General features: G+C 63.8%; 25 protein-coding genes. 12 read left to right on the top strand and 13 right to left on the bottom strand.

Annotated features, from left to right (window positions below; translation table 11 throughout):
- Nucleotides 1–92 precede the first annotated feature (92 nt).
- Nucleotides 93–1,049: a hypothetical protein gene (locus ASD58_RS25055; protein WP_200951699.1), complete on the bottom strand. Its 957-nt coding sequence runs from the start codon at nucleotides 1,047–1,049 to the stop codon at nucleotides 93–95.
- An 83-nt stretch (nucleotides 1,050–1,132) separates the two neighbouring features.
- Between ASD58_RS25055 and ASD58_RS25050 the strand changes: the two genes are divergently transcribed.
- Together ASD58_RS25050 and ASD58_RS25045 are read left to right on the top strand one after the other, a co-directional pair.
- Nucleotides 1,133–3,019 (top strand): PAS domain-containing sensor histidine kinase, encoded by a 1,887-nt coding sequence (locus ASD58_RS25050; RefSeq protein ID WP_057264783.1) that lies wholly within the window; start codon nucleotides 1,133–1,135, stop codon nucleotides 3,017–3,019.
- Between the two features lie 40 nt (nucleotides 3,020–3,059).
- Nucleotides 3,060–4,343, top strand: a complete 1,284-nt coding sequence (locus ASD58_RS25045) for a hypothetical protein (RefSeq protein WP_082565670.1) — start codon at nucleotides 3,060–3,062, stop codon at nucleotides 4,341–4,343.
- A gap of 11 nt (nucleotides 4,344–4,354) precedes the next feature.
- Here ASD58_RS25045 and ASD58_RS25040 read toward each other — a convergent pair whose 3' ends face one another.
- Nucleotides 4,355–4,651 carry a PsiF family protein gene (locus ASD58_RS25040; protein WP_057264282.1) on the bottom strand — a complete coding sequence of 99 codons (297 nt, stop codon included), beginning with the start codon at nucleotides 4,649–4,651 and terminating at the stop codon, nucleotides 4,355–4,357.
- A gap of 125 nt (nucleotides 4,652–4,776) precedes the next feature.
- Between ASD58_RS25040 and ASD58_RS25035 the strand changes: the two genes are divergently transcribed.
- Nucleotides 4,777–5,652 carry a CsgG/HfaB family protein gene (locus tag ASD58_RS25035; RefSeq protein WP_057264281.1) on the top strand — a complete coding sequence of 292 codons (876 nt, stop codon included), beginning with the start codon at nucleotides 4,777–4,779 and terminating at the stop codon, nucleotides 5,650–5,652.
- 1 nt (nucleotide 5,653) lies between these two features.
- Here the strand turns inward: ASD58_RS25035 and ASD58_RS25030 are convergent, their stop codons facing one another.
- Nucleotides 5,654–6,931: a sodium/glutamate symporter gene (locus ASD58_RS25030; RefSeq protein WP_057264280.1), complete on the bottom strand. Its 1,278-nt coding sequence runs from the start codon at nucleotides 6,929–6,931 to the stop codon at nucleotides 5,654–5,656.
- A gap of 10 nt (nucleotides 6,932–6,941) precedes the next feature.
- Complete coding sequence (locus ASD58_RS25025) at nucleotides 6,942–8,270, bottom strand: serine hydrolase (RefSeq protein WP_057264278.1); 1,329 nt, start codon at nucleotides 8,268–8,270, stop codon at nucleotides 6,942–6,944.
- A gap of 97 nt (nucleotides 8,271–8,367) precedes the next feature.
- On the opposite strand from ASD58_RS25025, the gene ASD58_RS25020 reads away from it, so the two are divergent.
- Entirely contained in the window at nucleotides 8,368–8,616 is a 249-nt protein-coding gene (locus ASD58_RS25020; protein WP_057264276.1) for a DUF1059 domain-containing protein, read from the top strand.
- Here the strand turns inward: ASD58_RS25020 and ASD58_RS25015 are convergent.
- Nucleotides 8,613–9,767 carry a TIGR04552 family protein gene (locus tag ASD58_RS25015; RefSeq protein ID WP_057264274.1) on the bottom strand — a complete coding sequence of 385 codons (1,155 nt, stop codon included), beginning with the start codon at nucleotides 9,765–9,767 and terminating at the stop codon, nucleotides 8,613–8,615. The two genes, ASD58_RS25020 and ASD58_RS25015, sit on opposite strands and share 4 nt — an antisense overlap.
- Before the next feature lie 178 nt (nucleotides 9,768–9,945).
- Here ASD58_RS25015 and ASD58_RS31995 point away from each other — a divergent pair, with 178 nt between their 5' ends.
- The gene (locus tag ASD58_RS31995) at nucleotides 9,946–10,521 is read left to right on the top strand and encodes a DUF805 domain-containing protein (RefSeq protein ID WP_229210106.1); all 576 of its coding nucleotides are present in this window, start codon (nucleotides 9,946–9,948) and stop codon (nucleotides 10,519–10,521) included.
- A gap of 2 nt (nucleotides 10,522–10,523) precedes the next feature.
- A complete protein-coding gene (locus ASD58_RS25005) occupies nucleotides 10,524–11,018 on the top strand; it encodes a DUF805 domain-containing protein (RefSeq protein WP_057264271.1) in 495 nt (164 codons plus the stop codon).
- Here the strand turns inward: ASD58_RS25005 and ASD58_RS25000 are convergent.
- Genes ASD58_RS25000 through ASD58_RS30820 form a run of 7 tightly spaced genes read right to left on the bottom strand, consistent with a single transcriptional unit; the run spans nucleotide 10,996 to nucleotide 18,679 of the window.
- Nucleotides 10,996–12,300 (bottom strand): DUF58 domain-containing protein, encoded by a 1,305-nt coding sequence (locus ASD58_RS25000; RefSeq protein ID WP_057264269.1) that lies wholly within the window; start codon nucleotides 12,298–12,300, stop codon nucleotides 10,996–10,998. The genes ASD58_RS25005 and ASD58_RS25000 overlap by 23 nt on opposite strands.
- Nucleotides 12,300–13,292, bottom strand: a complete 993-nt coding sequence (locus ASD58_RS24995) for a MoxR family ATPase (RefSeq protein ID WP_229210105.1) — start codon at nucleotides 13,290–13,292, stop codon at nucleotides 12,300–12,302. The genes ASD58_RS25000 and ASD58_RS24995 overlap by 1 nt, the downstream gene beginning before the upstream one ends.
- Nucleotide 13,293: 1 nt before the next feature.
- Complete coding sequence (locus ASD58_RS24990; RefSeq protein ID WP_057264264.1) at nucleotides 13,294–14,595, bottom strand: DUF4350 domain-containing protein; 1,302 nt, start codon at nucleotides 14,593–14,595, stop codon at nucleotides 13,294–13,296.
- Nucleotides 14,592–16,175: a DUF4129 domain-containing protein gene (locus tag ASD58_RS24985; RefSeq protein WP_057264262.1), complete on the bottom strand. Its 1,584-nt coding sequence runs from the start codon at nucleotides 16,173–16,175 to the stop codon at nucleotides 14,592–14,594. Before ASD58_RS24985 ends, ASD58_RS24990 begins: the two co-directional genes overlap by 4 nt.
- Nucleotides 16,162–17,121 (bottom strand): stage II sporulation protein M, encoded by a 960-nt coding sequence (locus tag ASD58_RS24980; protein WP_057264260.1) that lies wholly within the window; start codon nucleotides 17,119–17,121, stop codon nucleotides 16,162–16,164. The genes ASD58_RS24985 and ASD58_RS24980 overlap by 14 nt, the downstream gene beginning before the upstream one ends.
- Nucleotides 17,118–17,810 (bottom strand): RDD family protein, encoded by a 693-nt coding sequence (locus ASD58_RS24975; RefSeq protein ID WP_057264258.1) that lies wholly within the window; start codon nucleotides 17,808–17,810, stop codon nucleotides 17,118–17,120. The genes ASD58_RS24980 and ASD58_RS24975 overlap by 4 nt, the downstream gene beginning before the upstream one ends.
- 38 nt (nucleotides 17,811–17,848) lie before the next feature.
- Complete coding sequence (locus ASD58_RS30820; RefSeq protein ID WP_162253063.1) at nucleotides 17,849–18,679, bottom strand: ABC transporter substrate-binding protein; 831 nt, start codon at nucleotides 18,677–18,679, stop codon at nucleotides 17,849–17,851.
- Nucleotides 18,680–18,798: 119 nt separating this feature from the next.
- Between ASD58_RS30820 and ASD58_RS24965 the strand changes: the two genes are divergently transcribed.
- The 6 genes from ASD58_RS24965 (at nucleotide 18,799) to ASD58_RS24940 (ending at nucleotide 24,915) form a co-directional block, all read left to right on the top strand.
- Nucleotides 18,799–21,351 (top strand): TonB-dependent siderophore receptor, encoded by a 2,553-nt coding sequence (locus tag ASD58_RS24965; RefSeq protein ID WP_057264254.1) that lies wholly within the window; start codon nucleotides 18,799–18,801, stop codon nucleotides 21,349–21,351.
- A gap of 148 nt (nucleotides 21,352–21,499) precedes the next feature.
- Entirely contained in the window at nucleotides 21,500–22,357 is an 858-nt protein-coding gene (locus ASD58_RS24960; protein WP_057264252.1) for a hypothetical protein, read from the top strand.
- Between the two features lies 1 nt (nucleotide 22,358).
- Complete coding sequence (locus ASD58_RS24955) at nucleotides 22,359–23,195, top strand: GNAT family N-acetyltransferase (RefSeq protein WP_229210104.1); 837 nt, start codon at nucleotides 22,359–22,361, stop codon at nucleotides 23,193–23,195.
- A gap of 46 nt (nucleotides 23,196–23,241) precedes the next feature.
- Nucleotides 23,242–23,973: a MerR family transcriptional regulator gene (locus ASD58_RS24950; RefSeq protein WP_057264250.1), complete on the top strand. Its 732-nt coding sequence runs from the start codon at nucleotides 23,242–23,244 to the stop codon at nucleotides 23,971–23,973.
- An 88-nt stretch (nucleotides 23,974–24,061) separates the two neighbouring features.
- On the top strand, nucleotides 24,062–24,241 hold the full coding sequence (locus tag ASD58_RS24945; protein WP_057264248.1) for a hypothetical protein: 180 nt from the start codon (nucleotides 24,062–24,064) through the stop codon (nucleotides 24,239–24,241).
- Between the two features lie 62 nt (nucleotides 24,242–24,303).
- The gene (locus ASD58_RS24940) at nucleotides 24,304–24,915 is read left to right on the top strand and encodes a DUF1579 domain-containing protein (RefSeq protein WP_156401482.1); all 612 of its coding nucleotides are present in this window, start codon (nucleotides 24,304–24,306) and stop codon (nucleotides 24,913–24,915) included.
- Here ASD58_RS24940 and ASD58_RS24935 read toward each other — a convergent pair.
- Nucleotides 24,908–25,825: a LysR family transcriptional regulator ArgP gene (locus tag ASD58_RS24935; protein WP_057264244.1), complete on the bottom strand. Its 918-nt coding sequence runs from the start codon at nucleotides 25,823–25,825 to the stop codon at nucleotides 24,908–24,910. The two genes, ASD58_RS24940 and ASD58_RS24935, sit on opposite strands and share 8 nt — an antisense overlap.
- Between the last annotated feature and the right edge of the window lie 24 nt (nucleotides 25,826–25,849).

Raw genomic sequence — 25,849 nt, 5'->3', positions numbered from 1 at the left:
AGTGCAGCAGATTTCGATCCGGACCGATGGCGTTCATCATGGCGTTGTTCTACCGGTTCTTCAACAAGACGCGCGCCAATAGCCCTTCTTGATCACGGTGCCCGCTGGCGTGCTTTCAGGGTCATGCCATCGGCACCGAACAGCAGTACGTGCTCGCCCATGCGCGCCCGGCCGTCCGGCCCGGAGGCCAGGTGGGCCGGTGGCGCGGACTGGTACAGCCAGACTTCGCGTCCGCTGTCGAAGCGCCTGCTGAGCTGGGGAGCGCCGAGCGCGGCCAGCGCTGCCGTGCGGTCGGGCGGGGCCGCCGGGCTGGCGGGCGGCGGGTCGTCCATGTATTCAAAGCTCAGCAAGGTATCGTCCGGCCAGGAGCGGTCCCATACCGGCGCGAAGTAGCTGCGCTCCAGCAGCACCTGGCAATCGCAGTAAGGCATTTCGGCGGCTGGTGGATTGCCCGCGTATAGCGCGTGGAAGGGCAAGGTGGCGCGCCGTGCGCCTGCCTGCAGCGTGATGGAGAACAATGGCTTTTCCGTGAAGAACAGATAGTTGCCGTGTGGGTCGCTGCACACCTTGTCGGGGCTGCGCAGGAATTCATCGAGCCAGGCAAACAGGTGGGCATTGTTGGACACCAGGCCGGCCTCCATGCCGACCAGGCACTCCAGCCGCAGGTCGCCCAGGCGCCGCAGGCCTTCCGGCACGCCGGGGCTGCGCACTTCGGCGCGCCATGTCATGGACAAGGTCTTGCGGTTCGCCAGCACGGCGCCGTCCTCGCGCCACAGCAGCTCGTTGTACTGCAGGATGAAGCTGTTGTCGGCGCCGACCGGCACTTCCATGCTGGTGGTATCGCCCAGCACCTTCAGCGTGATGCCCTGCATATCCGTGCCCGGCTGGCGGGGCAGGAGGCGGAAGCGCAAAGTGGCCTGCGGCGCCAGCGCCTGCTCGCGCTTGAATCGCTCCACGCCTTGCAGCATCTTGCGGTAGGACTTGTCCACCGGTGAGCGGGTGTTGGGAACTTCTACCGTTGGCAGGGCCAAGGCGATGGCCAGCAACATAGTCGTTTTCCACATAATTGCAGATTGTGGCATCCTCCTGAAATCCTCGCATATTCATGCGCGCAGCAGTGCGCACAAAACTGATGATCAACGAAGCCCCGGCGCTTGAGAGTTTGTCAACCAGGTATGAACTTCTGGTGGCCAGCATCAGCGACTACGCGATCTACATGATGGATACCGAAGGCCGCATCAGCAGCTGGAATGCGGGTGCCCAGCGCTTTAATGGCTTCAGCGAAAAGGAGGTATTGGGCACGCACTTCTCGCGTTTCCATACCGAGGAAGACAAGAAGGGTGGCCTGGCCCGGCGCGCGCTAGGCACAGCGCTGCGGGAAGGCCGCTTTGAATGCGAGGGTTGGCGACTGCGCAAGGATGGCTCGCTGTTCTGGGCCAGCGTGGTGATCGATCCGATCTATACGCCCGAAGGCGAGCATGTCGGCTTCGCCAACGTCACGCGCGACGTCACGGAGCGCAAGCGCGTCATGGAAGCCTTGCGCGAAAGCGAGCAAAGCTTCCGCCTGCTGGTGCAAGGGGTGATCGATTATGCGATCTATAAGTTGTCGCCCGAGGGCCTGATCACCAACTGGAATCTCGGTGCGGAACGCATCAAGGGCTATGCGCCGGAAGAGGTACTCGGCACCCATTACCGCCGCTTCTTTACTGAAAACGACAAGGCGGCCGGCGTGCCCGAGCGGGGGCTGGAAGTGGCGGCGCGCGAAGGACGCTACGAAAGCGAAGGGTGGCGCGTGCGCAAGGACGGCACGCGCTTCTGGGCCCATGCCGTGATCGATGCGCTGTATGACGATGACGGCGAGTTGGTCGGCTTTGCCAAAGTCACGCGCGACAACACCGAACAGCGCCAGGCGCAGGAATCGCTGGAGCAGGCGCGCGCCGCCTTGTTCCAGGCGCAGAAAATGGAATCGATCGGCCAGTTGACGGGCGGCGTGGCGCACGACTTCAACAACCTGCTGGCCGTGGTATCGAACGGTATCGACATCCTGTGCACGGCGCCCCCGGAAGGCACAGGCGGGCGCGTGCTGGACAGTATGCGCCGCGCCGTCGAGCGTGGTGCCGCATTGACGCAGCAATTGCTGGCGTTCGCGCGCCAGCAGCCGCTGGAACCCAGCGTGCAGCAATTGAACCGCCTGGTGCTCGGCTTCGAAGGCGTGCTGCGGCGCGCTGCCGGCCCGCTGATGCGCTTTGAAATGGACCTGGACCCCAAGCTGCGCCAGGCCTCGATCGACGAAGCGCGCTTTGAATCGGCCTTGCTCAACCTGGTAGTCAATGCACGCGATGCCATGCCTGAGGGCGGCACCCTGGAAGTCACCACGCGCAACGTCAGGCTCGAGGCCAACCAGACCGGGTCGCTGCCTGCCGGCGATTATGTGCGTGTGAGCGTGGCTGATACCGGCACTGGCATGAGCGAAGAAGTGCGCCAGCGCGCCTTCGAACCTTTTTATACCACCAAGGAAGTCGGCAAAGGCTCCGGCCTGGGTTTGAGCCAGGTGTACGGCTTTATCGTGCAATCCGGCGGCGCGGTCACCATCGATACCGAGGCGGGCAAGGGTACCACCATCAATCTCTTCCTGCCGGCGCTGGCGGAGTCGGTGCCGGATGTGCCGGCGCAGCGTCCCGCCCGCGAGGAGCGCGTGCTGATCGTGGACGACGATCCACTGGTGATGGAGTCGGCACGCGAGTTGTTCCAGGCCATGGGTTATGCCACCGTGCACGCCAACGATGCGGCCGCGGCCTTGCGCACACTGCAGCGCGATCGAGAAGTCGATGTGCTGTTCAGCGACGTGATGATGCCGAACGGGATGACCGGGCTGGAACTGGCACGCGAAGTGAGGCAGCGCTACCCCCATATCAAGATCATCCTGTCGTCAGGTTTCCCGCAATCGGAGCAGGAGTTTGCTATCGTCGGCAAGCCGTATCGCCTGGCCGACCTGGCCCGCCAGCTGCGCACGGGCTGAGTTACACTCTACGACTTTGACACAGGCCGTAGAGGAGACAATGAAAAAAATCGTACTTGGGGGATTGGCCATGCTGATGGCAGGCAGCGCCATGGCGGCATCGGTGCAGGACGTGGCGGAGCGCTATCGCAAGCTGGCGCTGGCCATCGGCCAGCACGATGCCAGCTATGTGGATGCTTATTACGGGCCGCCGGAACTGGAGCAGCAGGCGGCGAAGGAAAAGCAAAGCCTGGCATCGATCAAGGCCGGCGTGGTGGCCGCCCAGCGCGACATCGCGCAGCATAAGGCTGGCGGCGCCGATGAGGCGCTGCGCATCGAGTTCCTGTCCAAGCAGCTCAAGGCCATGCAAGCCCGCGTCGAAATGATGGAAGGCCGCAAATTCAGCTTCGACGAAGAAACCGCGCTGCTGTATGACGCGGTCACCCCGCACCACGACCGCGCCTACTACATGGCGCTGGTGGCGCAGGTCGACAAGCTGCTGCCAGGCGACGGCCCGCTGCCGGAGCGCCTGAAAGCCTTCCGTGCCAGGTTCGCGATCCCGAAGGACAAGCTGAAGCCGGTATTCGATGCAGCCATTGCCGCCTGCCGCGAGCGCACCGCTGCCTTCATGGCTTTGCCTCAGAAGGAAAGCTTCGTGCTGGAATTCGTCAGCAACAAGCCGTGGTCCGGCTATAACTGGTACAAGGGCAATGCGCACAGCCTGATCCAGATCAATACCGAATTCCCGATCTATATCGAACGCGCGGTAGACCTGGGCTGCCACGAAGGCTATCCGGGCCATCACGTCTACAATGCCTTGCTGGAGCAGTCGCTGGTCAAGCAGCGCAACTGGGTGGAGTTCAGCGTCTACCCGCTGTATTCGCCGATGTCGCTGATCGCCGAGGGCAGCGCGAACTACGGCATTGAAATGGCGTTCACCGATGAGGAGCGGCTGGCCTTCGAGCAGAAGGTGCTGTACCCGCTGGCGGGCCTGGATGCGGCACTGGCTTCGCAATATGCGCAACTGATGAAGCTGCTAGGCAAACTGAGCTATGCCGACAACGATGCGGCCCAGGCTTACCTGGAGGGGAAGTGGACGCGTGAGCAGACCATTGAGTGGCTGGTGAATGTGGCCCTGTACCCGCCGGAGAAATCGACGCAGCGCCTGTCGTTCTATGACGCCAACCGCGGCTACGTCATCAACTACAACCTGGGCAAGGACATGGTCAAAGCCTGGGTGGAAAAACACGTGACGGCCACCGATCCGGTGGCCGCCCGCAAGCAGCGCTGGGAAGCGTTCAAGACATTGCTGTCATCGCCACGCCTCGCCAGCGGCTTGAGGTAGCCTGAGGCTGGTCAGGCAGCTTTCTTCGCGCTCAGGCATTCCTTCATGAAGGCCTTGCGCTCATCGCCTTTCTTGCCTGCCGCGTCCGCGTTGCAGGTCTTCATCTTGTCCTGCTGCGTCGCTGGCGCAACAGGCTTCTTGCTCAGGCATTCCTTCATGAAGGCCTTGCGTTCGTCGCCTTTCTTGCCCTCGGCTTCCTTGTTGCAGGTCGTCATTTTGGATTGTTGGGAGTTCTTTGCCGGCGCCGGATCCGCAGCGAAGGCGGCGGAACAAGACAGGGCCAGGGCGGCAATGATCAGTTTTTTCATGAAGGCTTCCTTCTAACAGTTGAGTTGGTCTTGCGCTAGTAACTATACATAGATTTTTTGTCGATGTGGCCTATTCTCAAAGGACGCCGATGAGTTCAAACGGTCGTTTCTAGTGGGGAGTGAACATGGACAATAAGACGTGCTTCATATCAGGGAATTCCTTAGCTGGCCTGGCAATGCTGATGCTGTCTGCCTGCGCGGGAACGGACCCCAAGCTGGGCGGTGCTCCTACCATGGCTACGGGTTCCGCGGGTGGCGCCACGGCGTCCAATGCCAACACGCAGTTGGAAAAATGTGACAAGCCGCTGGGCACCTTGGGCGTAGTGGAAGACACCGCTGCGCCCTGGTACCACCACCTGTCGCAATACAAGCTCGGCTCGACCGTGCCTGTGCTGCGTATGATGATCCAGCAATCGAATTGCTTCGTCGTTGTCGAGCGCGGCGCGGCGATGGGTAAGCTGATGCAGGAACGGGCGCTGGCGTCGTCCGGTGAGATGCGGGCTGGCAGCAATTACGGCAAAGGCCAGATGGTGGCGGCCGACTACACCATGAGCCCGAGCATCACCTTCAGCCAGAAAGGCACGCAGGGCGTTGGTGGCGCCTTGGGCGGTTTGGGCCTGCTGGGCAGCGTGGCCGGCGTGGTCGCTGGCGGGCTGAAAGCCAACGAGGCATCGACCACCTTGCTGATGGTGGACAACCGTTCCGGCATCCAGTTGGCTGCTGCGGAAGGCAGCGCCAAGAATTATGACTTCAATGTTGGCGGTGCATTGTTCGGCGGTGGCGGCTTCGGTTCGGCCGGCGGTTACTCCAACACGCCGGAAGGCAAGATCCTGATTGCTTCCTTCATGGATTCGTACAACCAGCTGGTGAAGGCGGTACGCAACTACAAGGCGCAGGAGGTCGCCGGCGGCATGGGGACGGGCGGCGCACTTGGGGTACAGGGCGGCTCGACGCCGGCATCCAAGGAGCTCGAGAAGAAGCCGGCCAAGAAGAAAAACTGAGTCACAGCCAGCGCAGGAACGCGCCGATCACGGGGGCATTGGCCAGGTCGATCAGGAAGCCCCCGGTCGGCGGCACGATGGTGGTGGCGCGCGGGGCGCTGCCGTGCTGCCGCGTGATGGCGTCCATGGCGGCGACGGCTGTGGCGGTTGAACCCACGCCGTAGCCGGCCAGGCCGGCTGTCGCCACGGCAGCCTCCTTGTCGCCGCCCAGCAGCGGATAGATGAGCAAGGCGGCAAAGGCCAGCGTCATGAGCGTGTTGACGGTGAGGATGGCGAGCATGGGGCCGGCGACGGCAGCCAGCTCGGCCAGGTTCAGCGGCGCCAGCGTGATGACCAGGAACAGGGGCAGCAGCACGGCCGCGATTCGGTTGATCACCTCGTTGCGCAGCCAGGCCGCGCCCGCGGCGTCGTGCGCCGCGCGCAAGGCGAAGCCGAGCAACAGGGCACCCATATAGACGGGCAGGGCCGCTCCCAAGTGGTCGAGGCCGAAGCTGATCCAGGCGCCGGCTTTCACGCAAAACGCGACCAGTAACAGGTGGCCGGCTGCGCTGCGTCCGTGTGCCGCCAGCGACCGCACATCAGCCAGGAAGTCGGCGACCACAGGAGCCGCAGGGCGTTCGGAGGCGGGCAGGATGCCTGCGCCCTCGCTGGCTGCCGGCTGGCGGCGCAGCAGTGCGATGCCGAGCGGGCCGGAGAGCAGGGCGCCGGCAAGCAGGCCGAACGTTGCGGCGGAGGCGCCGATGGTCGCCGCCGCCGCCATGCCGGCTTGCTCAAAGCGCGCGGTAAATCCCAAGGCCGTGCCATGCCCACCCACCAGCGTCAGCGAGCCGCATATGACTCCCAGCAAGGGTGGTGCGCCAAGCGCCGTCGCAACTGCCGCGCCCACTGCGTTCTGCAGCACGGCAAGCAAGGTGGTTCCAAGCAGCAGCACCAGCAGCATGCGCCCGCCGCTGGCGAGCAGCCGCAGTGGTGCAGCCAGGCCAACGCAGGTGAAAAATCCGACCAGCAGTGGCAGGTTGAGGTTTTTTGCAGGACGCGCCAGCCATTCGGTGTCGGGCGTTACCAGCCAGGTCCACCACGGCGCATCGACCCTGGTGGCAAACGCGACTTCCAGCCCGGCCAGACGCAGCAGCAGGCAGGCCAGCGCGAACAGCAGGCCGCCGGGCACCGGCACGGGGATGCTGCAGCGCGCCAGCAGCGGCATGCTGCGCAGCAGGCTCTGGCCCAACAACAGGAGCGGCAAGGCCAGCAGCAGGAGCAGCCACGGCGACAAGGTCATCCGGCAACCTTCAAGGCGACTTCGCTGCCGCCTGTGCTTGCGCCAGGCTGTCGCGTGCCGTGCCCGATTGCGGGAACAGGCGCGTATTCAATTCGAAGACCTTGACTGCGGCGGCGGCGCCGCGCGTTTCCAGCATGGCATAGCCGGTTTCATTGATGCGCCGTTCCAGTGCGGCGCCATCGCGCGCCGCCAGCGTTTGCAACTGCTGCCATAGCGCCTGGGTCTGCGCCGGCGCCGCCACCGGCCGGCTGGCGTAGTCGATCAACTGCTCAGAGACCGCCTCCAGCGGGAAGCGGGCCGGGTCGATTGCTGCCATCAGGCTCTCGACCAGGGTGCGCGACCAGACGTTCTGCGCGCTGCCATTGGTGAGGTAGACGATAGCGTAGCTGTCGCCATTGCCGTTTGCCGGCCACAGCAAGCGCACGCGCACCTTGGTGCCGCCATCGTGCCCGACGAAATCATCGGCGCCGCTCTTTCCGGCTTCCCAGCCGGCGGCAAACCCGCCATCCTGGCCGTTGGCCAGCTTCTGCGCCTGCCACAGCTTGTGCAGCGTGTCTTTGCCGACCAGCTCGCCGCGTGCCACCGCAGTGAGGAATGCGGCCAGGTCGTCCACGGTGGTAAACAGCTCGGCATGTGCGTTGGCGTATTCCGGCCATTGGACCGCAGGATCGGCCTGCAGCTTGCCGTTCTTGCCGATAAAGCTGCGCACCATGCCGTGCCGGCTGGCGCTGGCCAGGCCAAGATAAGTGTTCTTCAAGCCCAGCTTGTTAATGATGCGTTCGTTGGCGAGCTGCGTGTACGGCTTGCCGTAGCGAGCTTCGAGCAGGGCTTCCAGTACCAGGAAGTTGGTCTGCGTATAGCGGGTGGCGGTGCCGGGATCGAATAGCAGGGGCTGGTCCGCCAAGGCGGCAAAGACTGCCGGCAATGTCGGCGCAAAGCTGGCCCCGGACAGGCTGCCGGGGGCGAAATATTCGGGCAATCCCGAAGTATGGTTCAGGAAGTAGCGCAGCGCAATCTGCTGCCAGCGCAGCGGCAGGCCGGGAAGGTAGGCGCCGGCTGGCTGGTCCAGGTCCAGTTGGCCGGCTTCCACCAGCTGCATCACCAGCACGCTGGCCAGCAGCTTGCTGACGGAGTACACGGGGAACAGGTCGTCGCGCCGGGCACCGGCAACGTTGCGGAAAACCACTTCGCCATTGCGCGCCACCAGCACCGCCTGGCTGGCGATGACATAGCGCTGGGCGTTGGCGGCCATTTTCTGTTCCAGTGCGCGATCGAGCTCTCCTGCGTGGGCAGAGCTTGCAAACAGGCCGAAGGCCAGGGCCATTGAGCGTAAGCGCATCGCACCTCCATGCTTCATTAACAAGCAGGCAAATGTAGCATGGAATTGCGGGCCAAACGGCCTATAGTGTAAATAGCTCTTCGGAAGGGAGGTCGCCATGACCCGTAAATATATCGACTGCCGCGAATTCCCCAGCGATGCAAAATGCAGCGTCGCGATATCGGCAGATAATGAAGACGAGCTGCTGGAAGTCGCCGTCCAGCATGCCGTCTCGGTGCACCAGCATGCGGATAGCCCGGAACTGCGCAGCGCCATCCGCGGCATGATCCATGAGGGCACGCCGCCGGAACATATCATGCCGCCGGGGACAACGACCGGCGTGCCGGACGGCATCCGGCCGCATTAGGCGGGCGCTACGCCCGGCTGGGTTTCCAGATAGCGGACCAGGTCGCGCCCCAGCACGCGCAGGCGTGCCGTGTCGACCTGGCGTTTCTTGTAGGCGTCATGGCTGGCCGGGCCTTCCAGCGTGCGGCCGTGGCTGGCCTTGTCCATCAGCTGGATCTCGTACTCGAAGAAGAAGCCGACGTCGTAATCCGGCCCGCTGGCTGCGGGGTCGTCCGGCGGCAGGTGGATCATCTTGCGCACCGTGACCTGGATGCTGCTGAAGCCGGCGCCGCTGTGCGGGTTGTCGGCCCGCGTCTGCGGCGATGAAATCTCCATCAGTTCCGTATCCATCTTTTCCAGCAATTCCGCCGGATAGCCGTCGGCCGCTTCCAGCAGGCAGCGATACTGGGTGAAGACTTCCTTGGCCGCTTCCATGTCGAGCAAGGTGTTGCGGGTGCGCTGGGAATCGACATTGGTCACGGAAATCAGGTGGGCGCGCTGCAGCGTGCGCAAGGCAAGCAGGCATTCGAAGCGGGTGTTGAAGATCAGCCGCACCCCCAGATGGTCGAAGATATCGGCCGCCAGATAAGCGGCTTTTTGCAGCAACTTCAACAGGATACTGCCGCGGCTTTTGTTGTTTTTTCGGTCAAAATGCAGCAAGGGCAGGCAAATCTCGCCATCGCTCAAATAAAACTGGCCGTCCTCCTGGTGGATCACTTCATCCAGGCTGGCAAACACTTGCTGGCGGATGGTGTTGAAGTAGCGCAGTTTGAGGTTGTTATCGATGTAGAAGATGCCGTGCATGACTTTCAGCACGGCGCAAGACCACATGCGCCGCAATTCGACCTGTTCATTGCCGTGCAGCGAGGCGAACACCAGCAAGTCCAGCGGATCTTCGGGCCGCTGCACTGCCGGCGGGACCAGGGCCGCCTGTGCGGGCGTCAGGAAGTTGGTGCAGATGAAATCCAGTGCTTCGCCATGGGCGCGCGCAATCACGTCGCGGGCATGCGGGTTGTCGATGTCGAAGCCGTATTCGCGCACGAACTGGTGGGCGTCATGCTGGTTGCGCAGGGCCAGCCCGCCAAGGTCGATTGCCGACACGCCGGACGCGATGGCATTCAGGTAGGTCCAGTTCAGGGAAAACTTGCCCTGGCACTTGAGTGAGGGGTGCATGGCCGCGTTTGTGTAGTGGTGCAACCGTCCAGTCTTTGCAGCAAGTATCGCAGCCGCAGGTGCAAGCCGCAAGCCGGGTGTTGTATCGAAATCGGCCTTGTGCCTTAGTAAAAAAATAATGTAAGATTTTCTCGGTAGTAACTTTAATAACGAATTAAAAATCCTTTTAGGAGCAACCGTGAGTAATCCGTATTCGATGCCGCAGTCCGAGCTGGTTGAACGCGCCAGCGACGAAACCTATATGCCGAAGTTCTTTGCCGTCAATGGCCGCATTGGCCGTGTGCGTTACCTCGGCTATAGCGTTGCCTCCAGCTTCCTGCTGATGCCGGTCTTTATCGTCCTGCTGGGCGTGATGGGCGTGTTCAGTATCTTCACCCGCGGTCCGGCGGCCCTCGGCGCCCTCGGTGCCGGATTTGTCCTCGGCATTCTCGCGATGATCGTTTTGGCGTTTGCCACCGGCATCATCATTGCTCGCCGCCGCCTGCACGACCTCGGCAAGTCCGGCTGGCTCAGCCTGTTGATGGTGGTGCCCCTGGTCAGCGTGGTGTTCTGGCTCTGGCTGGTCTTCGGCCCTGGCGATGCCGACAGTAACGAGTATGGACCGCCACCTGGCCCGAACAGCACCGGCGTGATCATCCTGGCCGCCTTCGTGCCTGTTATGTTCGTCCTGAGTATCATGGCTTCCATCGCACTGCCAGGCTATGCCTCCTATAAAGCCAAGGCGGAAGCGGCCCAGATCGAGAACAGCCAGTAAGCATGCATAACCCTTACGCCGCGCCCCAGGCAGGGCTGGATCTGCCTTTTGCACCTGCCACCGAGGCGCGGCTGCTGTGCTGGAATGAGCGCATCGGGCGCGTGCGTTTCCTTGCGTATAGCCTGCTGGGTATCCCGCTGGCGATCCTGTTCGGCGTGCTGACCGGGATCGTCATCGGCGTGTTTGGCTGGCAGGCCTACTTCAGCAGCGGGCGCGCACAGGCGCTGGGCGCCGTGGTGCTCATGATTCCCCTGCTGGTACTGGCCGCAGCGGCACGCCGCCGCGTGCACGATGTCGATCTCAGCAGCTGGTGGGTACTGGTGCTGCTGTTCCCCATCTTGCAGTTCATTTTCCTGGTCTACCTGATGGTCGCACGCGGTACGCCGGCCGCCAACCGCTTTGGCGTGCCGCCGCCGCCGCCCGGCTTCGGCCTGAAACTTGGCGTGGTCATCGGCTGCGCCTTGCCGTTTGGCTTTATAGCGCTCCGCTTTCTTTGATATCGAGATAGCGGTTCAGCAGCGCGCCGGCCAGTTGTTCCGGCGCGACGTCGACCAGGTGGCCGGAACGCAGGCCGAGGCGGCGGATGGCTCCCTGGCGCTGCTGCAGGTAATGCTCGCTGGCCGCCAGGCGCAAAGCATCGTCGAAACCTTGCACCGGCGCCGTGCTGGCGGCATCCAGCGCGCGCTCGCGCAGGCTGGCGCACATCACCAGGTGGCGCGAGGACAGCAGGTCGACGGCCTGGCGCAGCGCCACGTCGTCTTCATCCCGGACGTTGGTCACCAGCACCACGAAGGCGCGCCGATTCAGGCGGTTCAGCAGGTCGTTGGCGGCGCGCATGTAGTCGGGCGCTGCTTCGCCTGGCTGCAGGTCGTAGACCCCGGCCAGCATGCGGTCCAGGCCAATGCGGCCCTTGGCCGGCGCCAGCCAGCGCTTGTCCACGCCAAAGCTCATCAAACCCACGGCATCGCCCTGCTTGCCGGCCACGAAGGCCAACGTCAGCACGGCGTATAGCGCGTGGTCGAAGTGGCTGGTGTCGTCGTCGCGCGCCAGCATGCGGCGGCCGGTATCGAGCAGGAACACCACCTGCTGGTCGCGTTCGAGCTGGTATTCGCGGCTGATCGGCTTGCGGTGGCGCGCCGTGGCTTTCCAGTCGATCGAGCGCAGGCTGTCGCCGCGGCGGTACTCGCGCAGCTGGCGGAAGTCGGTGCCTTCGCCGCGCTGGCGTTTCAGCAGCGAACCGGCGGTCGGCGCCTGGCGGTCGGTGGCGCGCAGGGCCTGGCCCAGCAGGCGTGCGACGTCGGGGAACACCTTTGCCGTCTGCTGCGGGCCGATGCGGTGCGTGGCCTGCCACAGTCCGAGCGGGCCGGCGATGCGCAGCCATGGCGTGCCGAACGCGCCGTCACCCCGTTCCAGCGGGCGCACGCGATAAGCCACGGTGGAAAACGCGCCCGGCGCCAGCCGCGTCGCATGCGGCATGCCTTCCAGTTCCCAGGCTGCCGGGTAGTCGTCGAATACATCGAGCTGGAGCGCAGCCTTGCCTTCGTTATGCAGGGTCAGGCGCACGTCGTGCCAGGCGCCGACCGGCAGCACGCCGGCCATGCTGCGCTCTGCGCGCAGGGCGGGACGGCGCCGCGCCAGCAGGGCGTCGGCGCCGGCGGCCAGCAGCAGGACGCCGCCCAGCACCTGCCACGGCGCCTGCAGCGCCGGCCACACGCTGGCCGGCACGCCCAGCGCGGTCAGGCCCAGCAGGGCCAGGAACATGCGGCGGGTTGGCTTCATCAGTTGCGCGGCGCGGCGACCGAATCGATCAGCGCTGCCAGCACGTCATCCGCGCCCAGGCCATCGAGTTCGCTTTCCGGCGACAGGGCGATGCGGTGGCGCAGCACCGGCAGGCTGGCTTGCTTGATGTCGTCCGGCGTGGCGTAATCGCGCCCCGCCATCAAGGCCATGGCGCGCGCCAGGCGGATCAGGGCGATGCTGCCGCGCGGGCCGGCGCCGACGGCCACGCCGGGCCACTGGCGCGTTGCGCGCACCATGCGCACGGCGTAATTGGCCACTGCCTCGTCGACGCGGATGCGGGCCACCAGCTGCTGCAGCGCGACCAGGGTTTCCGGCTTGATCAGGGTGCGCACCTGCGCCACGTCCAGCGCATCGCCGACACGGTCCTGGGTCACGGCCAGCAGCATCTCGGTTTCTTCCTTCTCGCTGGGATAGGCGATGCGCGCCTTGATCAGGAAGCGGTCAAGCTGGGCTTCCGGCAGCGGATAAGTGCCTTCGCTTTCCAGCGGGTTCTGGGTCGCCAGCACCATGAAGGGAGCGTCCAGGATATGCGCCTCGCCCTCGATGGTGACCTGGCGTTCCTGCATGGCTTCCAGCAGGGCGGACTGGGTCTTGGCCGGCGCGCGGTTGATTTCGTCGGCCAGCAGCAGGTGGGTGAACACCGGGCCCTTGCGGATGCTGAAGGTCTGCTGGCGCTGGTCGAACACGGCGTGGCCCATCACGTCGGCCGGCATCAGGTCGGGCGTGAACTGGATGCGCGAAAAATCGCCGGCGAAGGTCTTGGCCAATGCCTTGACCAGCAAGGTCTTGCCCAGGCCCGGCACGCCTTCCAGCAGCACATGGCCGCCCGCCAGGCAGCAGGCCAGTACCTGTTCCACCACCGCTTGCTGGCCGACGATGGCGCGCCCGATTTCCTCGCGCAGGCGCTGCACGATGTCGATCGCCTGCGCCAGGCGGTCGGCCGGAATGGCGTTGTTGGTTGGGATGGACATGCTATCGCTCATGATGGACTCGCAATTGTTGGAGTATTGAAATTTGTCGTGTGAAATCGGCGGCGCGCCGGGCCGGTGCGCCCAGCAGGGCATCGCTGACTTGCGCTTCCGGCAGCCCGGCCAGGCGTGCCAGGCGGCGTGCGCGCTCGGCTGGACCCAGCGGATGCAATTCGGGCAGGCGGCGCAGCAACTGCTTCTCGGTGCTCTTGCGCACGGCGTCCAGCAGCAGGGTGCGGCCTTGCGGCAAGCGCCACAGCCAGCGGCCGCTGGCCTCGATATGCTCGATCAGGGCGCGCCGCGGGGCTGCGGCTTCCGGCAGCAGGGGGCCGAAACGGCGCGAGACGCTCCAGGTCCACAGCAGCAGCAGGGCGGCCAGGCCGAGCACCACCAGGCGGCCGTGCTGCCATAGCCAGGCGCCCCAGCCGACCGGTTCGTTGTTCTGCACCAGCATCACTGGCGCCTGGGGCCCGCTCTGCCCTGCCAGCAAGAGCAGCAGCTCGCCGTGGTCGAACTGGCGCAGCGTATCGTTGTCGAAATAGCTTTCGCCGGCATCGACCGCCACCATGGCAACCTTGCCGCGGCCCTCACCGTAGACCAGTACGGCCAGCTCGTAGGTGTCGCCCCACAGCGGTTGCGGGCCCTTGCCCTCGAAGCGTTGCAGCGTGTCGGAGGGGCGGGCCAGCTCGATCGCATGGGCGGCGCCGGGGGCGTTCAGGCAGACCAGCCGGGGCGGGCCAACGGGCTCCTGTTCCTCGTCTTCCTCATCGTCACCGCCCTCGGCGGCTTGTATGGCCTTGTCGGCTGCGCGCTTGGCGCGGCGCCTGGCCTCCAGCGGGTCGATGCGGCAGGTGTCGTCAATGCGGGAGCGGCTGGACATGGCCACGCCAAAATGCTTGCCCAAAGGGTCGCTCGCCTGTTCGAGTGCGGCCGTCTGGTTCTCCGCGTCGTCGGCGTTGTCGATCCAGTCCGGCGTCATGATCAGGGTATTGCCGCGCCGGACCCAGTCCAGCAGCAGCCTGGCCTGGCGCTCGTCCGGCGGGCGCGCGTAGCGCGACAGCAGCAGCACGCCGTCCGGCAACTGGTTCAGCAACTGGTAGCTGAGCACAGGCTCCAGGCGCACCTGATGACCGCTTGCCTCCAGCAGCCGGGTTGCCGCCAGCATCGGGTTCTTGGCCTGCGCTTCCGAGAAGTGATATTGGCCGCGCCACACTTTTTGGAAGTACACATCGCGCAGCCCATAGCAGGCACCGGCCAGCAGCAGCACAACGATGGCGCAGATAATGATGGGGTAGTGCCGCTTCATGCTGCCTCGCGGTCGAAATGCGCCTGCCAGCGCGTGCAAAGCGCCGTCACGGTATCCGCGGCCGGCCAGCGCGCACCGTAAGCGGCGTTCAGCCACAGTGTGGTGGCCTGGTCGGCCAGGGCCAGGCTGGCGCTATCGAGGGTGCCGGCGGCATTGGCGCTGCGCGCTTGCGCCAGGCATTCGCCTTCCGTGGCGCCGTGGTGCAGCTTGAGCGACTGCCGGCTGACCAGGCGCGACAGCGTGGCGCGGTACAGCAGCGCCAGTGCCGCGCGGTGCTGCCCTTGCTGCCACAGCGTGCGCACGGCGCTGGCCACGTCGGCCGGCAAGCTCTCTGCGCGGATATCGAGGCCGCCGATTTCGGTGGCCAGCCTGGGCTCGGGCGCTGCCGCAAAGTTGAAGCGCAGCGGAGCGGCATAGCGCCACAGCAGCCAGCCCACCAGCGCGATGGCGCCGCCGATCAGGGCCACCTTCAACACGCCAGCCAGGATCGCCGCTACCCAGCGCGGGAGCAGTGGCTTGGCTTGCGGCTTGTCCTTTTCTTTTTCGGGCCGATTGCGCAGCTCCCACACCTGTTCGCAGCGATAGCCGCGCAAGTCCTGGTGCTCGAACACCCGGTCGACCTGGCGTCGCACGGCAGCCTGCTGCGGCGAACGGTCGGGGCCGCGGCCGCTGTCCTCTTGCTTGAGTCCCTCCGGCGGCGCGCAATCGGTGACTGCCGGCGGTCCGCTGGCGGCCGGCGCGGCAGCCTGCACCGGTGGCGGCATGCCGAGCAAGGCGAGGGCCAGCAGCGGCGCTGCCATCAGCACGGCGGCAACGTGGCGCGCAGCCGTTGGCCGCGCAGGCGGGCGCAATTGGCGCAGCACGATTTCGATGTCCCAGGCTTCCAGCGTGGCGCGGCGGTTCAGGTAAAGGGTGAAGGTGCAGGCCGTATACACCGGGGCGACAATTGCCAGCGCCGTGCAAACGACGGCGTTGATGATGGCCGAGCGCAGCGCCACGTCCTTGATCAGGAATACGGCCCCCAGGTCCGGCGATGTGCTGGACAGGAACAGGCCGATCAAGGCGAGCAGCCCCGAGCCCAGTATCAGCAGTTCAAGCAGGAACAAGCTGACCCCGAACAGGAAGGCGGCGACGCCGGTGCCATTGCGCGCGATCGTGGCGCGGCGCGCCGTAGCGGTATTGCCGCGTGCGCGTTCCAGCACCCACACCGGCTGGTGCAGGCCGCGCCCGGCCATGAAGGGGCGCCACCAGGTCAGCATGCGGAACCAGCCGCCGCCCAGTTCGCGCGGCCAGGCGCGCAAGGCATCGCGCCAGCTGGTCTGTTCGCCGAACACCTGGCGTGCCAACACATACAGCGGCGCGCGTTCCAGCAGGGGCAGCAGCCACCAGGCCAGCAGCCAGCCAAGCGGTAGTTCCCAATACCAGGCGAGCAGGGTGGTCAGCGCCGACAGCGGCAGCCACAGGGCCAGCCAGGCCCGCCACACGTCGGCGCCGCCGGCTTGCAGCAGGGCGAAGCCAAGGTCCAGGCCTTGCGCATTGCTGCGCGGGCGCAAATCCAGGCGCAGCTTATCGAGTTGCATGCAGGCCTTTCTCGCGGCCGGCGAAGCCGAAGAACAGGAATACCATGGCCCAGCACACCGCGCCGACGCTGTACTTGACGGCCGGTGCAAAGGCGCTGGCCGACCAGAACGCTTCGAAGAAGGCGGCCAGCACGGTCAGCAGGGCGGCGCCTGCCACCACCGGATACATCTGGATGCTGGCCTCCTGCAGCGCCCGGCGGCGGCTCAGGCGGCCCGGCTTGACCAGCGCCATGCCCAGGCGCACGCCGGCCACGCCGGACAGTACCAGGCCGGTCAGCTCGAAGCTGGAATGGGTGACCACGAAGGACCAGAAGTTGCCGCGCGTCGCAGGGTCGAGGCTGAGCCAGGCTGCCACCACGCCCATCTTCATGCCGTTGAACAGCACGCTCAGCAAGGCTGGCACGCCGCCGAAAATGCCGCCGGCGAACGTGCGGAAGCCGATCGAGACATTGTTCCAGATATAGTGGCCGAACATCTGCAGGTCGCCCTCGCTGCCGCCACGGCCGCTCTTGATGCTGGACGGCGCATACATCTGGTGCATGTGGGTCAGCTCTTCCGGCGAGGCAAACAGGAAGGCATTGTGCGCGTCATGCCAGACCAGCACGCCGATCGCGATGGCTGGCCCCAGCAGGCAAAGCAGCACCAGCAGCAGCAGTTTCCATTCGGCGCGCACGCGGCGCGGCAAGTCGGCGCGCAGCCATTGCAGCAGCACGGTGGGGCGTTCCGCTGCCACGCCGTACAGCGCGTGATGGCAGCGCGCCACCAGGCCGTGCAGGTAGGACACCAGTTGCGGCGAGTAGCCGCGCTGGCTGGCCAGGGCCAGGCACTGGCACAGGCGGCGGTATTGTTCGGGCAGGGCTTCGCGGCCGTCGGCGCGCCTGGACAGCAGGCTATCGATCTCGCTCCACAGCGGACCGTAAGCCGCTTCAAACTGGGCTTGCTTCATCGGACCAGTCCTGCGGCCATGCCGCGCAAGCGTTCCAGCGAAGCTTCGCCCTGGCGGCCGGTCAGCGGTTCGGCGAAATCGGCCAGTTCCAACATGCGCCCGTGCGGCAGGCGGCTTTCGCGCGCGAACAGGTCGGCCAGGGCACGCTGCTGCTCCGGCGTCAGCGGGAAGGGCAGCGGCAGCGGCGCCGCATCGGGTACTTCAACGCGCTTGGGCGGCTTGTCGCGGTACACCACCTGGGTGCCGGCCACGATGTCGCCCAGGCGGCGAAACTGGCGGTCGAACAGCATGGCGACCAGGCCGGAGGCGTAAAACAGTGGCAGGAAGTCGGCCACCAGCAGCAAGTTGCGCAGCACCGATTCGCGCCAGCGCACCGGCAGGCCGTCGGCGCGCAGCACCTGCAGGCCGACCACATGCTTGCCCAGCGTGCGGCCGTTGGCGTAGATCTCGCACAACACCGGATAGGCCCAGTAGGCGAAAAACCACAACAGGGTAGCGACGCCGCTGTACAGTTTTTCGGAGGGGATGAGCACGCTGGCGATCGACAGCAGGACGCTGGCGCCGATGCCCCAAGCGAGGAAATCGATGGCCCATGCGTAAGCGCGTACTACCGGGCCGGCAGGAACTAGCTGCAAACGCACGCCTTCGGGGGTGATCAGGGACAGGCGTCCATCGAGAAGGAAATTCATGCCATTTATTTAACCATATAATTTCCTCGATGGAAATATTAATGGAAATGTTTTATGCCTGCCGCCTCCTCGACTTGCCGGTAATCGCGCGTCTGGCGCACGCTGCCGATGGCTTGCCAGATCGCTTCCACCCGCTGCGGATCGCGCTGGTACACGCCGCGCCCGACCATGAGGTGCAGGTGGACGGTGGAATAGGGCGGCTCGGCCTGCTGGACCTTGCCGATGAAGCGGGGATCTTCGTGCGCCAGCTTGCTCGCCTCCAGCCCCTGCAGGATGGCAACGTCAAAGCTGCCCGTGGTCAGCATGCGCAGCGCATCGGCTGCCGACTTCACGGTGTCGTGCGGGATATAGCCCTTTTCGCGCAATTGCTGCCCGACCAGGTAGCCGGTCTGCACCACCACGACCTTGCCGGGGGCCAGCAATTCGTGGCCATCCCAGCTCCCGTTGCCGCCCACGCGCAGGAAGACCAGGGCCGCGTCTTCAAACAAGGCGCGGCCGGGATCTTCGCGCCCATCGGGTAATTGGGGGATACGCGACCATGCGCGGCGGTCAATGGCATCTGCGGCACCGACTACCGCATCCACCTGGCCAAGTTTTAATTCACTTAAGCAACGTTTCCAGGGTTTCGGTGAATAAATAAAATGTTCATTAAGGAGTGATTCAACTCTTTTTAATAATTCGAAATTGAGGCCTTTTCCATCCGGCGTGCTCCAGGGTCTTTGGTCCACATCTTCAAAGCACAGGCGCAACGGCGGCTCTTTCGCGGCATGGGCAGCCATGCCGCTCATCAGTGCCAGCAGCACGCAGAGGCTTTTATAGCTCATGGCACAAAGATTATCACGGCGTTTTTCCGTTCCGGGCGACTTCATAAAAAAGATCCATACATGTTGTATTTGTGCATGTATAACTGGAAATAATAGACGGATGAAAATGTTGCATATAAATTCTCCTCTAGTTTTTTTAAAATCTGTATGGAAGAGAGAAATACATGAATAAACATTTTCCGATTGCAGCATTAATGTTGTCTGCCAGCCCCTTCGTGCTGCTGGGCCAAGCCCACGCGCAAGCACAGGATGCCGCCCCTATCCAGGCGCAGCAGGCCAGCGACACCACCACCGACGACATCCAGAAGGTGGTCATTGTTTCGACCGGTAGCCGCGGTTCGCAGCGCACCATGGTGGATACCCCGGTACCGGTTGACGTGCTTAGCTCGCGCGAACTGACCAAGACCGGCCAGGCCACCCTCGACAAGTCGATGCAGTTCCGCGTCCCTTCCTTCAACACCGTACAGACCCCGGTCAACGACGCCACCTCCCTGCTGGATCCTTACGAAATCCGGAATATGGGCCCGAGCCGCGTGCTGATCCTGATCAACGGCAAGCGCAAGAACATGAGCTCGCTGGTCTATACCCAGACCTCGCCAGGCCGCGGTGAGTCCGGCTCCGACATTTCGGCCATTCCAGCCGATGCGATCAAGCGCATCGAAGTGCTGCGCGACGGCGCGTCGGCACAGTACGGCTCCGACGCGATTGCCGGCGTGGTCAACATCATCCTGAAGGACAATGCCGAAGGCGGTTCGGTCACCGCGCGCACCGGCATCACCCACAAGCACGATGGCGGCATGGGCGGCGTGAGCCTGAACCAGGGCTTCGCGCTGGGCGGCGACCGTGGCTTCTTCAACTACACCATCGATGCTTCGCGCGTGAACCTGTCCAGCCGTTCGGGCGCGGTCAGTGCCGCCGGCGAATCGGGCGACTTCGGCGCACCGCTGTCGGAAGTGCAGGCCTTCCTGTCGAAATATCCCGACGCGCGCAACGTCAACGGCTCGCCGAAGACCAAGGCCTACAAGGGCCTGTTCAATACCCGCTACGATATTGGCGAAGGCATTGCGATCTACGCCAACGCGGCCTATGTGAACAAGAAGGTCAACTCCTTCGCGAACTACCGTACTCCTTACTGGCGCCCGACCGACTACGGTCTGCTGCACCCGGCCGGCACGGTGTACGAAGGTTACCAGCCAACCTTCGACGGCACGCTGGATGACTACAATGCCACCGCCGGCGTGAAGATGGACCTGGCCGGCTGGAATGCGGACTTCAGCCTGACCTACGGCGGCAACAAGCAGAAGTACGACGTCGACCACTCCGTCAACCGCAGCATGGAAGATGCGGTGCTTGCCGGTACCAGCACCGAGCACTCGCCGACCCATTTCTACGCCGGCGGCGTCGAGTTCCAGCACTACGTGTTCAACGGCGACATCTCCAGGCAGCTGACCGATACCGTCAACTTCTACGCCGGTACCGAGCTGCGCCACGAGAAGTTCGAGGTGAAGGCAGGCGAGCGCGCCTCCTGGCAGGGCACCGGTGCCGATTCCTTCGCCGGCAACCACCCGGACAACTCCTTCCCATCGTCGCGTTCCAACTACGGCCTGTATGCCGGTTCGACCTGGGACATCAGCAAGGACCTGCTGGTCGATGGCACCGGCCGCTGGGAAAAATACACCGACTTCGGTTCGGCCTTCGTGTGGAAGCTGTCCACCCGCTACAAGGCGAACGACTGGGTGACGCTGCGCGCATCGGCATCGAAGGGCTTCCGCGCTCCATCGCTGGCACAGATCTACACCCAGAAGGCGCAGTATTCCTTCGTGCCTGGCGGCGGCATCCAGGTGTCCGGCCTGGTGAACAACGTGTCGGCGCAAGCTGCTGCGCTGGGCGTGCCGAAGCTGAAGGCTGAAAAGTCCGACAACATCACCCTCGGTGTGGGCTTGAAGCCGGATGAAAACACCAGCATGACCCTGGACTATTACCGCATCAAGGTCAAGGACCGCATCGTGCTGGGCAAGGAAATCGTGCCGACCGGCGATCCTACCCAGCAACTGGACCAGATCCTGGCTGCCAACGGCATCGTTTCCGTCAGCTTCTTCGTGAACGCGGTGAAAACCAAGACCGAAGGCCTGGACTACGTTGTGTCGCGCAAGAACATCGCGCTGGCCGACGGCAAACTGACCCTGAACCTGTCCGGCAACTTCACCCGCAAGAATGAACGCGACGGCGAGGTGAAGAATCCTCCGATCGTGGCCAACGCCGGCCAGTCCGTGCTGGATGCAACCCAGGAAGCGCTGATGTTCACCTCGCGTCCGAAGTTCAAGACCATCCTCGGCGCCGACTGGGATTACAAGAAGCTGAACCTGTCGGTCAACAACACCGTGTTCGGCCCGACCCGCTTCCGCCAGGCCGGCCTGGACAGCAACCTGGAGACCAAGTTCAAGACCAAGAACGTCACCGACTTCGCCGTCAACTACAACCTGATGCCGAACCTGACCGTGTCGTTCAACGTCAACAACGTGTTCAACACCACGCCTGAGTGGGAGTTCCGTGCCCTGAATGCCGACGGCCAGAAGGTCATCGACGATCCGAATGCCAAGGCCATCCAGCGCAACCTGATCACCTTCAACGGCCGCTACGACATGGTGACCTACGATGGCTCGCATTTCAGCCAGCTTGGCCGTACCTACGCAGCGTCGCTGAACTATCGCTTCTAAAGCGCTATCCGGTTGACGCGAAACCGCCCCTCGGGGCGGTTTTTTATTGTAAAGTGGATAATCAACCGGTGAGGGGGAAACCATGCTCTCGATGCGGCGGGCAATCACAAGTGGCGCGCAGCACGTAAGGCCCGTTATTGACGATGCAGTGCTCGCCCGTTACGTCGAAATCGGCCTGGCGGTGCGCGAAGCGTTCCGCAAGCCGGAGCTGCGCGATGCCTTCATTGGCCGCCTGAAGCCGCACCGGCGCCTCATTGCAGGCTGCGTACCGGCCGGCATCCAGCAGCATGGCATGCTGCCCGAACGCGCTCCGGCGCACGGCCTGGCCGAGATCTCCGACGCCGACCTGGCGCAATGGCTGGTCGACGATGGCCGCCTGATCTACGGCGAATTCACGCAGCAGGAACTGGATAACTACTTCGAAGCCATCGCGCCCTGGCTGCCCCTGCATGGCCACTTCATTGACCTTGGCAGCGGCCTTGGCAAGGTCGTATTGAGCGCGGCATTGGCCTTGCCCGGCATGCGCTGCACAGGCGTTGAGCTGCTTGGCTATCGCAATGACATGGCGCAGGTACGGCTGGCGCAGATGCTGGCAGCCGGCGTGGCGGACGATCCCGCCGCGGCAGCCAGGGTAGCTGCCCGCGTGCGCCTGCTGCACCAGGATATGTTTGCCACCGATGTCTCCGACGCGAGCATGGTCTATATCTACAGCACCTGCTTCGCGCCGATGATGGACCGGCTGGCCGAAAAATTGGCAAGCGAATTGCCGGAGGGCGCCCTGGTGACGACCGTCACGTTCCCCATGCAGCACCCGGCCTTCGAGCTGGTGAAGCAATTCGCCCCGCCCAGCGTGGCATGGACGACGGTGTTCCTGTATCGCCGGCGTAGTGCACTGGATGCGGCCGCGCCGCCGGCGGCCAGCTTCCTTTACGAACAGGATAGCGCTGCCTGGGAATATGCCGTGCGCGCCGCATTCGCCGCTTATGACTCGTCGCTTGGGACCTGATATGGACATTCGTGCCATGACCCCGCCCGAGCTGGAAATGGTGCTCGAATGGGCTGCGGCAGAAGGCTGGAATCCAGGCCTGCAGGATGCAGCCAGCTTTTATGCCGCCGACCCGGACGGCTTTCTGCTTGGCTCGATCGATGGCGAGCCGGTGGCCAGCATCTTCGCAGTCCGGTATGGCAGCGGCTTCGGCTTTATCGGCGGCTATATCGTGCGGCCGGAGTTTCGTGGCAAGGGACTCGGCATGGCGGTCTGGCGCGCCGGCATGGCGCGCCTCGAAGGGCGCAACGTGGGGTTGGATGGGGTGCCGGCCCAGCAGGAAAACTACGCGCGCTCCGGCTTCAGGCTGGCACACCGCAACGTCAGGTATGAGGGCCGAGGCGCAGACGTGCCCGTGGCCGATCGCGTGCTGCCGCTAGGGCCGCAGGATCTCGCCGAAGTGCTGGAATACGATCGCGCCTTCTTCCCCGACGACCGCCAGCAGTTCATGCGCTGCTGGTTGCGGCAGGAAGGCAGCGTGGCACTCGGTGTGCGGGATGCCGGCGGCACGCTGCTTGGCTATGCAGTGCTGCGGCCATGCCGCGCCGGCTTCAAGATTGGCCCGCTCTGCGCCGAGTCGCCGCAGGTGGCCGAGGAATTGATGCAGGCCGTATGCGGGCGCGTGCCGGCCGACGAACCGGTGTTCCTCGACGTGCCGGAGCCGAATGCGGCCGCCATCGAGCTGGCCGAGCGGCGCGGCATGCATGCCTGCTTTGAAACGGCGCGCATGTACACTGGTGCAGACCCGGGATTGCCGCTGGCGCGGCAGTATGGCATCACGACTTTTGAACTGGGCTGAAATTAGTGCTTGACCATGACGTCGCGTCAAGCTTGAGGATGGCTGCATGTACACCGTGAAACAGCTCTCCGATATAACTGGCGTAACCGGGCGCACGCTGCGCTACTACGACAGCATCGGCTTGCTCAAGCCCTCGCGCGTTGGCGATAACGGCTACCGCTATTACAACGAAGCGGACCTGTTGCGGCTGCAGCAAGTCCTGTTTTACCGGGAAATGGACGTGCCGCTGGCCGCCATCTTCGACATCATGTCGCAACCCGGCTTCGACGTATTAGCGGCGCTGCAAAGCCACAAGCACGCACTGGCGGGCCGGCTGCAGGAACTGCAAGGGCTGATCTCCACGGTGGACAGAACCATCCTCCACCTGAAAGGAAACCAGACCATGAAAGCAGTACAACTCTTTGACGGCCTGCGCGAACGCCAGCACAAATACGAGCGGGAAGCGGAACAGAAATACGGCAAGGACGTCGTGCAAGCGTCGGCCAGGCAATGGCAAGGCTATAGCGAGGGCAAGCAGAAAGACCTGATCGATGAAGGCAATGCGATTTATTCCGAGCTGGCAGTCGCGATGGGGCTGGGCGCCAGCAGCGAGACCGTGCAAATCCTGGTCGCGCGCTGGCATCATCACATGCAGCACTTCTGGCCCGCCGAACGTGAGCACCTGCCACGGCTCGCAGCTACTTACCGCGACGACCCACGCTTCCGCGCCAGCTTCGACAACATCCACCCCGACCTGGCTCCTTTCATGGTCGAAGCCGTCAGCATCTACGCGGCTTAAACGCTTCGCTTGCCCCAACGCAAAACGCGCCGCCCCACGCGGCGCTACTCTCTCTTCTAGGCGACGCGATGGGATCGGAGGTTCGAGGATGAAAGACGAGGTTCTTCTTCTCCTGTCTGCGATTGCTTGCGCGCTTGGCGCGTGGGCGTTCTGGCGCTACCTGGATGCTGATGCGATAGTCGTACTGATGATGCTGGCATTGGTGTCGGTTGTGGCGGATAACCTGCGTTTGCGGCGCAAGTTGCGCGAAACCGAGCGGCGCGGTTGACAGGGCTGCGCGGCGGCGCGGAGAATGGCTCTTCCACAACCCTGCTGGATAAGGAGGAAGCCATGAAGCCCCGTCGTGTCGTGCAGTACCTGGTTGTTGTTGCAGGATTCACCCTGGCTGGCGCTGCCGTCTGTGCTGCGCCGGAAAAGAAGAAGGCCGCCGCGCCGCCTGATGAAAAGGCGGCGATGGAGATGATGGCCAAAGCCGCCGCGCCCGGCGAGGCGCACAAGAAGCTCGATGCATTGGCCGGCAAGTTCACGGTCAAGTCGAAAATGTGGATGGACCCATCCAAACCTCCTGAAGAAACCGACGGCTCCACGGAACGCAAGTGGATCATGGGTAACCGCTACCTGCAGGAGAATTACCAGGGCAAGTTCATGGGCCAGCCATTCGACGGCATGGGCATCCAGGGCTATGACAACGTGACCAAGAAGTACTTCGGCAGCTGGATCGATTCCGGTGGCACCGGCATGACGCTGGCCCACGGCGCCATGACCGGCAACACCATCAAGTACAAGGGCATGATGTCCGACCCGATGAGCGGCAAGGAAATCCCCTATACGATGAGCGTGGCCATCACCGATAACGACAACCACAAGCTGGAAATGTGGGGGCCGGGTCCGAATGGCAAGGACATGAAGTGGATGGAGATGAACTACACCCGCGTCAAATAGGGCAGCCTGCAACTGGACGCAAATACTGCTGCGCCGCCGTCCGTATGGCGGTGCTCAGTATGTCCAGTGCGCGGGATTTGATTTGCCATCTGTGGAAATAGAGATCGACATCGATGTGCCTGCCCGGCGCCACTTCTACCAACTCGCCGCGCACCATAAGTTCATTGGCCATATGCTCCGGAATCATGCCCCAGCCGAAGCCCTGCCTGGCAAGGTGGACAAAGCTGCTTGTCGAAGGAATGAAGTGCGCTGGCGGATGAATGGGGCGTCCGACGATCGCTTTCGCAAAGGACTGCTGCATGTCGTCCTTGGCGTTGTAAATCAATGTTGGTGCTTGCGTGAGCGTGCTTTCGTTGACTCCGCTTTGGAAATGGCGGCTGAAAAAAGCTGGCGAGCATAGCGCCAGATAACGCATGCTCCCCAGCCTTTCTGCTGAACAGCCTTGCGGCGCAAGTGGGGAGGCCGCAATCGCCGCCATTACCTCGCCATCGCGCAGCATTTGTGCAGAATAGTCCTGGTCTTCAACGCGGATGTCGAGCAGGATAGGCGCTGACGAGCAGCATGTTTCGAAAGCGTGGACGAACCAGCCGTCGAGGGAGTCTGCATTGACCGAGATCGAAAGGCTCAACGGCTGGCTGAGCGCTGCATTGGCTGCGCCCATGTTCTCGATTAACTCTTTCTCCAGCAAGTCGACTTGGTTTGCGTGCTTTAGCAGCTCCTGTCCCGCGCGCGTGGGCCGGCAGGGTATTTCCCGCACAAGGAGCACTTGTCCGAGCCGGTCTTCCAGTTGCTTGATGCGCTGGCTGATGGCGGAAGCGGTGACATTGAGCTTCTTTGCTGCGCCATCAAAGCTGCCCTGGCGGATGATTTCCGCGAATGCGGCCAGCTGCGAAGAGTTAAGGCTGTTCATCAGTTTTTCTTAACCAGATTAAGA

Origin of the sequence: Duganella sp. Root1480D1 (assembly GCF_001427305.1) — a bacterium.
In the GTDB taxonomy this organism is placed as follows: Bacteria; Pseudomonadota; Gammaproteobacteria; order Burkholderiales; family Burkholderiaceae_D; genus Rugamonas.
This window is presented reverse-complemented; position numbering and strand designations above follow the sequence as displayed.

Coding starts and splice junctions, on each gene's coding strand:
- ASD58_RS25055 (WP_200951699.1), bottom strand. CDS start 1,049: ATGTTGCTGGCCATCGCCTTGGCCCTGCCAACGGTAGAAGTTCCCAAC.
- ASD58_RS25050 (WP_057264783.1), top strand. CDS start 1,133: ATGATCAACGAAGCCCCGGCGCTTGAGAGTTTGTCAACCAGGTATGAA.
- ASD58_RS25045 (WP_082565670.1), top strand. CDS start 3,060: ATGAAAAAAATCGTACTTGGGGGATTGGCCATGCTGATGGCAGGCAGC.
- ASD58_RS25040 (WP_057264282.1), bottom strand. CDS start 4,651: ATGAAAAAACTGATCATTGCCGCCCTGGCCCTGTCTTGTTCCGCCGCC.
- ASD58_RS25035 (WP_057264281.1), top strand. CDS start 4,777: ATGGACAATAAGACGTGCTTCATATCAGGGAATTCCTTAGCTGGCCTG.
- ASD58_RS25030 (WP_057264280.1), bottom strand. CDS start 6,931: ATGACCTTGTCGCCGTGGCTGCTCCTGCTGCTGGCCTTGCCGCTCCTG.
- ASD58_RS25025 (WP_057264278.1), bottom strand. CDS start 8,270: ATGCGCTTACGCTCAATGGCCCTGGCCTTCGGCCTGTTTGCAAGCTCT.
- ASD58_RS25020 (WP_057264276.1), top strand. CDS start 8,368: ATGACCCGTAAATATATCGACTGCCGCGAATTCCCCAGCGATGCAAAA.
- ASD58_RS25015 (WP_057264274.1), bottom strand. CDS start 9,767: ATGCACCCCTCACTCAAGTGCCAGGGCAAGTTTTCCCTGAACTGGACC.
- ASD58_RS25005 (WP_057264271.1), top strand. CDS start 10,524: ATGCATAACCCTTACGCCGCGCCCCAGGCAGGGCTGGATCTGCCTTTT.
- ASD58_RS25000 (WP_057264269.1), bottom strand. CDS start 12,300: ATGAAGCCAACCCGCCGCATGTTCCTGGCCCTGCTGGGCCTGACCGCG.
- ASD58_RS24995 (WP_229210105.1), bottom strand. CDS start 13,292: ATGTCCATCCCAACCAACAACGCCATTCCGGCCGACCGCCTGGCGCAG.
- ASD58_RS24990 (WP_057264264.1), bottom strand. CDS start 14,595: ATGAAGCGGCACTACCCCATCATTATCTGCGCCATCGTTGTGCTGCTG.
- ASD58_RS24985 (WP_057264262.1), bottom strand. CDS start 16,175: ATGCAACTCGATAAGCTGCGCCTGGATTTGCGCCCGCGCAGCAATGCG.
- ASD58_RS24980 (WP_057264260.1), bottom strand. CDS start 17,121: ATGAAGCAAGCCCAGTTTGAAGCGGCTTACGGTCCGCTGTGGAGCGAG.
- ASD58_RS24975 (WP_057264258.1), bottom strand. CDS start 17,810: ATGAATTTCCTTCTCGATGGACGCCTGTCCCTGATCACCCCCGAAGGC.
- ASD58_RS30820 (WP_162253063.1), bottom strand. CDS start 18,679: ATGAAGTCGCCCGGAACGGAAAAACGCCGTGATAATCTTTGTGCCATG.
- ASD58_RS24965 (WP_057264254.1), top strand. CDS start 18,799: ATGAATAAACATTTTCCGATTGCAGCATTAATGTTGTCTGCCAGCCCC.
- ASD58_RS24955 (WP_229210104.1), top strand. CDS start 22,359: ATGGACATTCGTGCCATGACCCCGCCCGAGCTGGAAATGGTGCTCGAA.
- ASD58_RS24950 (WP_057264250.1), top strand. CDS start 23,242: ATGTACACCGTGAAACAGCTCTCCGATATAACTGGCGTAACCGGGCGC.
- ASD58_RS24945 (WP_057264248.1), top strand. CDS start 24,062: ATGAAAGACGAGGTTCTTCTTCTCCTGTCTGCGATTGCTTGCGCGCTT.
- ASD58_RS24940 (WP_156401482.1), top strand. CDS start 24,304: ATGAAGCCCCGTCGTGTCGTGCAGTACCTGGTTGTTGTTGCAGGATTC.
- ASD58_RS24935 (WP_057264244.1), bottom strand. CDS start 25,825: ATGAACAGCCTTAACTCTTCGCAGCTGGCCGCATTCGCGGAAATCATC.